Annotated in this window: 6 protein-coding genes; 3 read left to right on the top strand and 3 right to left on the bottom strand. The window is 67.5% G+C overall.

Features of this window, described 5'->3' with window-relative positions:
* The 3 genes from ACXJKH_RS10280 to ACXJKH_RS10270 all read left to right on the top strand — a co-directional run.
* Positions 1-4,153: NAD-glutamate dehydrogenase (locus tag ACXJKH_RS10280; protein WP_457319356.1), on the top strand; the 4,153-nt coding region annotated here is incomplete at its 5' end.
* A gap of 189 nt (positions 4,154-4,342) precedes the next feature.
* The gene (locus tag ACXJKH_RS10275) at positions 4,343-5,113 is read left to right on the top strand and encodes an NAD kinase (protein WP_256774553.1); all 771 of its coding nucleotides are present in this window, start codon (positions 4,343-4,345) and stop codon (positions 5,111-5,113) included.
* A gap of 79 nt (positions 5,114-5,192) precedes the next feature.
* The gene (locus ACXJKH_RS10270; RefSeq protein ID WP_256774552.1) at positions 5,193-6,140 is read left to right on the top strand and encodes a 5'-nucleotidase; all 948 of its coding nucleotides are present in this window, start codon (positions 5,193-5,195) and stop codon (positions 6,138-6,140) included.
* A gap of 33 nt (positions 6,141-6,173) precedes the next feature.
* Here the strand turns inward: ACXJKH_RS10270 and ACXJKH_RS10265 are convergent, their stop codons facing one another.
* The 3 genes from ACXJKH_RS10265 to ACXJKH_RS10255 form a co-directional block, all read right to left on the bottom strand.
* Positions 6,174-6,752, bottom strand: a complete 579-nt coding sequence (locus tag ACXJKH_RS10265; protein WP_457319355.1) for a DUF2939 domain-containing protein — start codon at positions 6,750-6,752, stop codon at positions 6,174-6,176.
* A gap of 65 nt (positions 6,753-6,817) precedes the next feature.
* Complete coding sequence (locus tag ACXJKH_RS10260) at positions 6,818-7,804, bottom strand: aldo/keto reductase (protein ID WP_457319354.1); 987 nt, start codon at positions 7,802-7,804, stop codon at positions 6,818-6,820.
* A gap of 5 nt (positions 7,805-7,809) precedes the next feature.
* Positions 7,810-8,437, bottom strand: a 628-nt coding sequence (locus ACXJKH_RS10255) for a DUF2461 domain-containing protein (protein ID WP_457319353.1), incomplete at its 5' end; no start/stop codon positions are given.

The raw sequence follows: 8,437 nt of genomic DNA, 5'->3' as shown, positions 1-8,437 counted from the left end.
GGACACCTCCGCCGCCCGTCCGGTCAAGACGCTGGCCGCGCAGGGCCTCAACGCCACCACCGGGTTGAAGGATGCGCTGATCCTGACCAAGACCAATGCCCGTTCGCGCGTGCATCGCGCCGGTTACATGGATTACATCGGCGTGCTGGAATTCGACGCCAAGGGCAAGATCATCGGCGAGCAGCGCTTCCTGGGCCTGTTCACCTCCAGCGCCTACAACCGCCGCCCGTGGGAAATCCCGCTGGTGCGCCAGCGCCACGAATACGTGATGAGCCAGTCGGGCCTGGCCCCGAGCAGCCACAGCGGCAAGGCCCTTCGCCACATCCTGGAAACGCTGCCGCGCGAAGAGCTGTTCCAGTCCAGTGAAGACGAGCTGTTCCGCACCGCGATGGGCGTGCTGGGTCTGCAGGAGCGCGTGCGCAGCCGCCTGTTCCTGCGCCGCGACAAATACAGCCGCTTCATCTCCGCGCTGGTCTACCTGCCGCGCGAACGCTTCAACACCGATGTGCGCCTGCGCATCGAAGCCATGCTCAAGGACGCCCTGCAGGGCGAGTACGTGGACAGCTCGGTGGTCCTCGGCGAATCGCCGCTGGCCCAGGTGCACCTGATCGTGCGCCCGAAGGCTGGCCAGACCCTGGAAGTGGACACCAGCGAGCTGGAGCAGAAGCTGGCCCAGGTCCTGCGCAACTGGCAGGACGACCTGCGTGAAGCACTGGTGGCCCGCCACGGTGAAAGCGAAGGTCTGCGCATTGCCGCCCGCATCGGCAAGGCACTGCCGGCCGGCTACATCGAAGACTCCAGCACCGAGATCGCCGCCAACGACGTCAGCCAGCTCGACGCGCTGACCGGCCCGGACGACCTGCGCCTGAGCCTGCAGGCCGTGCAACGCGAAGGCGGCGAAGGCCTGCGCCTGAAGCTGTATCGCCAGCTGGACGATATTCCGCTGTCGGACGCGCTGCCGATGATGGAAAACATGGGCCTGCGCGTGATCGCCGAGCGTCCGTACCGCCTGACGGTCGACAACGCCCCGGTCTACGTGCAGGACTTCGAAGTGGAATCGGTGGCCGGTGCGATCGACGCCCCGAGCGTGGATGCCGCCTTCGGTGAAACCTTCGCCCGCGTGTGGCACGGCGATGCCGAGAACGACGGGTTCAACCGTCTGGTGCTGGCCGCTGGCCTGCATTGGCGCCAGGTGGCGATGCTGCGTGGCTACTGCAAGTACCTGCTGCAGACCGGCGTGCCGTTCTCGCAGGCCTATGTGGAAGGCACCTTCACCCGCTACCCGCTGCTGGCGCGCCTGCTGGTGGAACTGTTCGAAGCCCGCTTCGATCCGGCCACCGGCCACGAGAGCAAGGACGCCATCGCCGAGGGCCAGGCCGAGCTGCGCGCGCACCTGACCGTGCTTGCCGGCGGTGACGAGGCTACGCTGAAGGTGCTCAAGACCGTGGTCGATGCGCGCAAGGGCGACCGCACCGTGCAGATGGATGCCGCGCGCGACGCGCTGCTGAAGCTGATGGACCGCGTGTCCAGCCTGGATGAAGACCGCATCCTGCGCAGCTTCATGGGCGTGATCGACGCGACCCTGCGTACCAGCTACTACCAGACCGATGCGGAAGGCCGTCCGGGCCACGTCATCAGCTTCAAGTTCGATTCKGCGCTGGTGCCGGACCTGCCCAAGCCGCGCCCGTACCGCGAAATCTTCGTATATGGCCCGCGCGTGGAAGGCACCCACCTGCGCTTCGGTGCCGTGGCCCGTGGTGGCCTGCGCTGGTCGGACCGTCGTGAAGACTTCCGGACCGAAGTGCTGGGCCTGGTCAAGGCGCAGATGGTCAAGAACACGGTCATCGTGCCGGTCGGCGCGAAGGGCGGTTTCTTCGCCAAGATGCCGCCGGTGAACGGCGACCGCGATGCGGTGTTCGCCAACGGCGTGGYCTGCTACAAGCTGTTCATCCAGGGCCTGCTGGACATCACCGACAACATCGTCAACAACAAGATCGTGCCGCCGGTGGACGTGGTCCGCCACGACATGGACGACCCGTACCTGGTGGTGGCCGCCGACAAGGGCACTGCGACCTTCTCCGACATCGCCAATGGCCTGGCCATCGCGCATGGCTTCTGGATGGGCGATGCGTTCGCCTCCGGTGGTTCGGTGGGTTACGACCACAAGGGCATGGGCATCACCGCACGCGGTGCGTGGGAGTCGGTCAAGCGCCACTTCCGTGCGCTGGGCCGTGACAGCCAGAGCCAGGACTTCACCACGGTGGGCGTCGGCGACATGTCCGGCGACGTGTTCGGCAACGGCATGCTGCTGTCGCGCCACATCCGCCTGGTGGCCGCGTTCGATCACCGCCACATCTTCCTGGACCCGAATCCGGATGCGGCCAGCACGTTCGTCGAACGCGAGCGTCTTTTCACCGTGCCGCGCTCGAGCTGGGCCGACTACGACGCCAAGCTGATCAGCAAGGGCGGTGGCATCTTCCCACGCTCGCTGAAGTCCATCGAGATCACCCCGCAGGTGCGTGAGGCACTGGGCCTGGAGGACACCGTCAAGGCGATGTCGCCCAACGATCTGATGAGCGCCATCCTCAAGGCGCCGGTGGACCTGCTGTGGAACGGCGGCATCGGCACCTACGTCAAGGCGTCGACCGAGCAGCACAGCGATGTCGGCGACCGCGCCAACAACGCACTGCGCGTCAACGGTGGCGAGCTGCGCTGCAAGGTGGTGGGCGAGGGCGGCAACCTGGGCATGACCCAGCTGGGCCGCATCGAGGCTGCCCAGGCCGGCGTGCTGCTCAACACCGACTTCATCGACAACTCGGCCGGTGTGGACACCTCCGACCACGAAGTCAACATCAAGATCCTGCTCAACGATGTGGTGCGGGCCAAGAAGCTGACCGTTGAACAGCGCAACAAGCTGCTGGCGTCGATGACCGACGAAGTGGCCGCGCTGGTGCTCAACGACAACTACCGCCAGAACCAGGCCCTGAGCCTGATGGAGCGGATGGCGGTCAAGCGCCTGGGCTCCAAGCAGCACTTCATCCGCACGCTGGAGCAGCAGGGCCTGCTCGATCGCCAGATCGAGTTCCTGCCCTCCGATGCCGAGCTGTCCGCGCGCAAGGCACGTGGCCAGGGGCTGACCCGTCCGGAACTGTCGGTGCTGCTGTCCTATTCCAAGCTGGTGGCCTTCCAGCAGCTGCTGGAATCGGACATCCCGGAAGATCCGTACCTGTCCAAGGAACTGCAGCGCTACTTCCCCACGCCGCTGCAGAAGAAGTACGCCGATGCGATGGAGCGTCACCGCCTGAAGCGCGAAATCATCGCCACGGCCGTGACCAACCAGACCATCAACCGGATGGGCGCCACCTTCCTGATGCGCATGCAGGAAGACACCGGCCGCACCGTGGCCGAGGTCGCCAAGGCGTACACGATCAGCCGTGAAACGCTGGACGCGCGCGCGCTGTGGGCACAGATCGACGCCCTCGACGGCACGCTGCCGGAGTCGGTGCAGATCGACGCGCTGGAAGTGATCTGGAAGCTGCAGCGTTCGTTCGTACGCTGGCTGCTGTCGCGCCCGGGCGCCATGCCCGGCATCACCGAGGCGGTCAACCGCTACCAGGCGGCCTTCAACGACATCCGCGTCGCCTCCGGCGTGCTGCCCGATTCGCAGCGTCCGTCCTACGAGGCCAGCGTGGCCGAGTGGAAGGAGAAGGGCCTGCCGCCGGCCCTGGCGCAGCAGTTGTCCGAACTGCAGTTCCTGGAACCGGCGTTCGACATCATCGAACTGGCCCGCACCCGCAAGCTCAAGCCGGTGGACGTCTCCAAGGTCCACTTCCGCCTGGGCGACGCCCTGCAGCTGCCGTGGCTGTTCGAGCAGATCGACGCGCTGGAGGTCAACGGCCGCTGGCACGCCGTGGCCCGTGGCGTGCTGCGCGACGAGCTGGCTGCCCATCACCGCAACCTGGCTGCCCAGGTGCTGTCGATGAAGGGTGCCAGCGCCGAAGCCAAGGTCGCTGCCTGGATCGGTCGCGACGACAGCAGCCTGCGCTTCACGCTGTCGATGCTGGCCGAACTGGCCGAGCAGAAGACGCTGGACTACCCGACCGTGTCGGTCGCCGTCCAGCGTCTGGGCCAATTGGCCGCACACGGCGCGTAAGCGATAGCGCCGGGCGCTGCCCGGTGGCGTGAAAAGGAAACGGCCCCGCAATCGCGGGGCCGTTTTCGTTTCCGGTCGTGCCGGCCGCTGGCTGGCAATCGCATGGACCTGCCGGCGCGGACGCGTATCCGGTCAGCGGCCGGCACGACCGGGTATGCTCTTGCTGGCATACCCCACCCGGATCCACCGATGAGCGACACCCCCCGTATCGCCTTCCTGGCCAGCAACACCGAGGCCGCGCAGCAGGCCCTGGCCGCGATGCTGGCCCGTTATGGCGCGTGCACGCCCGAGCAGGCCGACGTGCTGTGCCCGCTGGGCGGCGATGGCTTCATGCTGCAGACCCTGCATCGCTACGCGGCGCTGGGCAAGCCGGTGTTCGGCATGAAGCTGGGCACGGTGGGATTCCTGATGAACCAGTTCCGTGACGACGACCTGCCGGCGCGGCTGGACGCGGCCGAGCCGGCGCACCTGCGGCCGCTGGAGATGCTGGCGCTGACCGAATCAGGCACCAGCACCGGATCGCTGGCCTACAACGACGTCTCGCTGCTGCGCCAGACCCGCCAGGCCGCGCATATCGGCGTGGACCTCAACGGCCAGGAGCGCGTGGCCGAGCTGATCGGCGACGGTGTGCTGGTGGCCACGCCGGCGGGCAGCACCGCCTACAACTATTCCGCGCATGGCCCGATCCTGCCGCTGGGCTCGCACACCATCGCGCTGACGCCGCTGGCCCCGTATCGCCCACGTCGCTGGCGCGGTGCGATCCTCAAGGCCGATACCGAAGTGCGCTTCCGCGTGCTGGATCCCTACAAGCGCCCGGTCAGCGTCACTGCCGATTCGCACGAGACCCGCGACGTGGTCGAGGTGACCATCCGCGAGTCGCGCGAGCGCCGGGTGACCTTGTTGTTCGACCAGGAGCACAACCTGGAAGACCGTATCCTCAGCGAACAGTTCATGTTCTGAGCCGGCCTGGCCGTGGCGGCCGCGCACTGTGGGACAATGGCTGGCCGGCCGCTGCGGCCGCATTGGATTGCTGAGTGCCATGGGCGACAACACCCCCCGTCTGCTGACCGTCGCGGTGACCTCGCGCGCGCTGTTCGACCTGGAAGAAGGCCACGCGCTGTTCGAGGCCGAGGGCGTGGATGCCTACGCCGAGTACCAGCGCAAGCACGAGGATGACGTGCTGCGCCCGGGCGTGGCGTTCCCGGTGGTGCGCAAGCTGCTGGCCCTCAACCAGGGCCAGTCGCCGGAGTCGCCGCGGGTGGAAGTGATCCTGCTCTCGCGCAATTCGGCCGATACCGGGCTGCGCATCTTCAACTCGATCCAGCATTACGGCCTGGGCATCATCCGCGCCACGTTCACCGCCGGCGAACCGACCTGGCCGTACGTGAAGCCGTTCGGCACCGATCTGTTCCTGTCGGCCAATCCCGAATCGGTGCGCCGCGCGCTGCTGCACGGCATCGCTGCCGCCACCATCCTGCCCAAGCCACCGGGCGAGACGATCGCCGCGGCCGAGCAGGTGGACATGGGGCGTCCGCTGGGTCAGCTGCGCATCGCCTTCGATGGCGATGCGGTGATCTTTGGTGATGAGAGCGAGCGCATCTCGCGCGAGCAGGGCGTGGAAGCTTTCGGCCGGCACGAGCGCGAGAACGCGCGCGAGCCGCTCAGTGGCGGCCCGTTCCGCAATTTCCTTTCGGCGCTGCACACGCTGCAGGCGGTGTTCCCGTCCGGCGAGGATGCGCCGATCCGTACCGCGCTGGTCACCGCGCGTTCGGCGCCGGCGCATGAGCGGGTGATCCGCACCCTGCGCGAGTGGGGCGTGCGCCTGGATGAGGCCCTGTTCCTGGGCGGCCGCCACAAGGGGCCGTTCCTGGAAGCGTTCGGGGCGGATATCTTCTTCGACGATTCGCAGCACAACATCGACAGCGCCCGTCAGCACCAGAGCGTGGCGGCCGGGCACGTGCCGCATGGCGTGGCCAACGACGGCTGATCGGCGCGTGGTCTTCCCACCCACGGTGGGGGGCTAACGGACCGGCAACACCATCGGCGGGGTGGCTTCTTCGTTGCCCAGCGGCAGGCGGATATCCACCAGCTTCCAGCGCAGGCCCGACCGCTGCAGCACGAACACCACCGGCTCGCCCTGCGCGGTACGGGTGGTGGCGGTGAAGCGCGACAGCGACTCGAAATGGTGCTCGGCCCCCTGCAGCGGCCGCGGCTTGCGCGGCGCGGCGTAGGGGTCGTTGCTTTCCAGGTCGTTGCTGGCGCGTTTCCACAGGGTGTGGCCTTCCATCAGCGCGCCGATCCCGGTCGGGGTCACCATCGCATCCACCGCGGTGCCGGTGAGCGTCTCGCTCGCCGAGAGCAGCAGCGCGCCCAGCAGGTTGGACTGCACGTCCGGCCCGGCGCGACGGACCACATAGTCGTTGAGCTGCGCGCGCAGGTTGGCGCGCAGCATCGGGAAGTCGACGTAGCGGTCGAGTTTGGCGGTATCGCGCGCCTCGATGGCCTGGGCCAGTCCGCGCACGGTCAGGTACGGGCCGCTGAACAGGATGCCTGCCAGCAACAGCAGCAGGGCCAGCAACAACCAGGGCAGTTTCTTCATTCGTCACGCATCGTCGAAAGGCACTGCGCCGAGCTTGCCGCAGTGCGTGTCAGCCGGTGTGAACACTACTGGCTGGGCGAACCGCCGCCACGCTGGAACGCGGCGACCAGGCGTGCGCGTTCGTCCGGCTGCAGCGCATCCACCCGGGTGTCCAGGATCTGCTCCAGATTGCGCACGCGGGTGGTCCCGAGTACGCCGCTGGCGATGCCAGGATGCTGCAGGACATAGGCGAACGCGGTCTGCGCGGGGGTCTGTGAMTGTATCGCGGCCACCGCGCGCTGCATGTCGCGTGCACTACGCATCAACTGGCGGCTGGACGGTTTCAGCCAGGCGCGCGCCAGGTACCAGGCATCGGCCAGGCGCGGCACGCGGGGCCGTGCCGGGAGCAGATGGCCCTGTGCCAATACGGTGCCGGCCAGCACGCCGATGCCGGCATCGTGCATGGCCGTGATCAGCGGCTCGCGGTCCTGCTGCAGCGCGTTGTAGTCGATCAGCGCGACATCGAACAGCGCCGGGTGGTCGACCAGATGCTGCATGGTCGCGCCGGTGTGGGTATTGATGCCGAGCAGGCGGAACATGCCGTTGCGACGCATGCGGGCCAGTGCGCTGAGCAGTTCATCGTTGATCTGCGCCAGGCCGATGCCGTGCAGCTGGAAGATGTCCAGATGATCGCAGTGCAGGTTGCGCAGTGAGGCGGCGCAGCTGCGCTCGATCGCCTCCGGGGAGAAATCGCGTTGTTCGGCGCCGCTCACCCCGGCCTGGCCGGTCAGCGTGCCGCCCTTGCTGGAGATCACCAGGCCATCGCGTGGATGGTTGGCGAAGGCGCGTTGCAGGATCCGGCCCAGCCGCGGTTCGGCGTTGAAGGCCGAGTAATTGTGGCCGGTGTCGAACAGGTTGACCCCGCGCTCCAGCGCGCGCCGCACGATGCGTTCGGCCTCGGCTTCGGCGAAACGCCGGTTGCCCCAGAACCCGGAGCAGCCCAGGGYGATCTGCGATACCTGCAGGCCGCTGCGGCCCAGTGGCCGCCGCGGAAGGGGGGAGGGGGTTGCCATCGTGCTCAGAATTCAAGGTCCAGCGCGGCGCACAGGTAGTCCACGAACGGACCGAGGGTGACCAGGTCGGCGGCGATGGTCTGGCGCAGGCGCGGCCCGGTCATGGTGGCGTCGTCCAGCGAACGCCAGAACACCCAGTTGCGGTGCTTGAGGTCGTCGATGAATTCGAAGTCCGGCTCGAAGCCACGCGGCGGGCGCACCAGCTTCTCGCTTTGCTCGAAGTCGAACTTCTTCCGCAGTACCGGCGAGTGCGCGGCGGCCTTCCAGCTGCCCGGGTTGTCGACGATGAAATGCCGCACCTTGCGCTGCGTGGCCGGCTCGGGATGCCACAGGCCGGCACCCACAAAACTCTCGCCCGGCTGCAGGTGGATGTAGAACGACGGCGCGGGTACCTGCTTGCGGCGCTCATGGAACAGGCGCGCGCCCTGCCAGCTCTTGTAGGGTGACTTGTCGTTGGAGAAGCGCGCGTCGCGATAGATGCGGAACAGCGAGCCACCCACGCCACGGGGATCGGCGCGGAAGTGTTCGCTCACTGCCGCCAGGTCCGGCTGCAGGTCGGCGATCAGGCGCAGAAATGGCTGGCGCACATGCTCTTCGTATTGCGGCTTGTGTTCGTTGAACCAGGTCTTGTCG

Source organism: Stenotrophomonas sp. P5_B8, from assembly GCF_054049855.1.
This window is presented reverse-complemented; position numbering and strand designations above follow the sequence as displayed.

Excerpts from the sequence above, each read along its gene's own strand:
- ACXJKH_RS10275 (WP_256774553.1), top strand. The coding sequence starts at position 4,343 with ATGAGCGACACCCCCCGTATCGCCTTCCTGGCCAGCAACACCGAGGCC.
- ACXJKH_RS10270 (WP_256774552.1), top strand. The coding sequence starts at position 5,193 with ATGGGCGACAACACCCCCCGTCTGCTGACCGTCGCGGTGACCTCGCGC.
- ACXJKH_RS10265 (WP_457319355.1), bottom strand. The coding sequence starts at position 6,752 with ATGAAGAAACTGCCCTGGTTGTTGCTGGCCCTGCTGCTGTTGCTGGCA.